The 1,886-nt window shown below is 64.3% G+C and carries 4 protein-coding genes; all 4 read right to left on the bottom strand.

Going from position 1 to position 1,886, the window contains the following annotated elements:
• Nucleotides 1-55: 55 nt before the first annotated feature.
• The 4 genes from AC1DU6_RS29505 to AC1DU6_RS29490 all read right to left on the bottom strand — a co-directional run bounded on the left by AC1DU6_RS29505 (nt 56) and on the right by AC1DU6_RS29490 (nt 1,675).
• On the bottom strand, nt 56-586 hold the full coding sequence (locus AC1DU6_RS29505; protein ID WP_056199470.1) for a chemotaxis protein CheW: 531 nt from the start codon (nt 584-586) through the stop codon (nt 56-58).
• 84 nt (nt 587-670) lie between these two features.
• Entirely contained in the window at nt 671-1,036 is a 366-nt protein-coding gene (locus tag AC1DU6_RS29500; protein ID WP_056199473.1) for a response regulator transcription factor, read from the bottom strand.
• An 11-nt stretch (nt 1,037-1,047) separates the two neighbouring features.
• Complete coding sequence (locus AC1DU6_RS29495) at nt 1,048-1,452, bottom strand: response regulator (RefSeq protein ID WP_056199476.1); 405 nt, start codon at nt 1,450-1,452, stop codon at nt 1,048-1,050.
• 70 nt (nt 1,453-1,522) lie between these two features.
• The gene (locus AC1DU6_RS29490) at nt 1,523-1,675 is read right to left on the bottom strand and encodes a rubredoxin (RefSeq protein WP_056199756.1); all 153 of its coding nucleotides are present in this window, start codon (nt 1,673-1,675) and stop codon (nt 1,523-1,525) included.
• Nucleotides 1,676-1,886 lie beyond the last annotated feature (211 nt).

Below are 1,886 nucleotides of genomic sequence, written 5' to 3'. Positions count from 1 at the left end.
GTGTTTGTGGTGCCGCACTCGCGCGCGGCTTGAAGCTTGGAAACAGATGCGCGCATCACGCGACGATGTGCAGGAAATTCTCCTGCCGCGACAACGCTTCGAGATTGATTTCTTGCCAGTTGCGCCCGGCTTCGTCGCGGCGCAGGGCGCCAGCAAAACGGGGCAGCGGCCCGGCGGGCTGCTGCTCGGCCAGCGGCAGTTGCTCGTCGCTGCGCAGGCCGGCCAGCCGGTCGACGAGCAACGCGCAGTTCAGGTTCAGGTCGCTACCCAGCGACACCAGGCGGCTTTGCACCGCCACGGCGCGGCCAGGCGCGGGATCGCGCAAGCCCAGGTAGACGGCCAGGTCGACCACGGTGAACAAGCCGCCGCGCAGGTTGGCCACGCCCGCCAGCCATGGCTTGGCATAGGGCACGGGCTTGATGGGCACGGGCGCGAAGATTTCGCTGGCCTGCTTCAGCGAGAACAACAGGCCGACGCCGGCACATTCCACGGCCAGCCAGTTCGCCACGAGCGTCTGCTCGCGCGCGGCCGCCATGCGCTCGGCCAAGCGCTGCTGGAGTTCGCGGAGTGCCGTCTTGTTTGCCATGCTCAGCGCCGCCCGGCCGCCCGAAGGCGATGAAGCGCCYCCGCGGGGGGCAGTGAACGAAGTGAACGTGGGGGCGTCATCATTTCAGCCCAGGGCTTTGATCTTGGCCAGCAGCTCTTCGGCCTTGACGGGTTTGACGACGTAGTCGCTGGCGCCCTGGCGCATGCCCCAGACCTTGTCCGTCTCCTGGCCCTTGCTCGTGCACATGATGATGGGGATGCCGATGTAGCGCTCGTCGCGGGTGATTGCACGCGTCAGCTGGAAGCCGTTCTGGCCGGGCATGACGACGTCCATCAGGATCAGGTCGGGCTTGGCCTCGGCCAGGCGCTTCATGGCCTCTTCGGCGTTCTCGGCCGTGCGGACAGTGAAGCCGCGCTTGCCCAGCATTTCCGATAAGGCATGCAGTTCGGTCTTGGAATCRTCAACCAGCAGGATGTTGTGAATGCTCATGGCAGTTCTCTTTACGTACGCGCTTCTTGCCGACGGTGCTGGAGCACCGCCTGAAGCAGCTGGTCCTTGGTGAAAGGCTTGGTCAGATAGTCCTGCGAGCCCACCATGCGCCCGCGGGCCTTGTCGAAGAGGCCGTCTTTTGACGACAGCATGATCACCGGCACTCCCGAGAACTGCGGGTTGCGCTTGATGATGGCGCAGGTCTGATAACCGTCCAGGCGAGGCATCAGGATGTCGCAGAACACGAGATCGGGATGAAAGTCGCCCAGCTTCGCCAACGCATCGAAGCCGTCCTCGGCCAGGGCCACCTCATGGCCGCCCTGCTTCAGGAAGATCTCCGCGCTGCGGCGGATGGTGTTGCTGTCGTCGATGACCAGGATGCGGGTGGGTCCTGCACCGGAAACTTGCTCGTTCAAACGTCGTCTCCTCGGAACTTCAGCTCGGGGCCCGGCCCTTTCGGCCCCCTGTGAGGCATGTGAGGCCGAGTCAGATGCGCACCATCTCAAAATCCTCTTTGCGCGCGCCGCAGTCGGGGCAGGTCCAGTTCATGTCCACATCGGCCCAGGCGGTGCCCGGCGCGATGCCGTGCTCCGGATCGCCCGCTGCTTCGTCATAGATCCATCCACAGATCAGGCACATCCAGGTACTGGGTTCGCTCACGGTGCTTAGAGTTTGCTCACTACAATCGAATCATTCTAGCCAGGGCTCGAAAGCGCAATGCTGAGGGCAAACGCCTGTGCCCCGGGCCTCAGAAGCGCCCTTTTAGCGGCAGACTCCACGCTTTGCGGCTGCTATTTGGCCGCGACCGCCATGACTTCCCCATGAGCCCAACACCCCTCCCCACCGACCC

This window comes from Roseateles sp. P5_B10 (genome assembly GCF_056400485.1).
Note: the sequence above shows the minus strand (reverse complement) of the source record. Positions and strands in the feature narration are given on the sequence as shown.

Coding starts and splice junctions, on each gene's coding strand:
- AC1DU6_RS29490 (WP_056199756.1), bottom strand. CDS start 1,675: ATGTGCCTGATCTGTGGATGGATCTATGACGAAGCAGCGGGCGATCCG.
- AC1DU6_RS29505 (WP_056199470.1), bottom strand. CDS start 586: ATGGCAAACAAGACGGCACTCCGCGAACTCCAGCAGCGCTTGGCCGAG.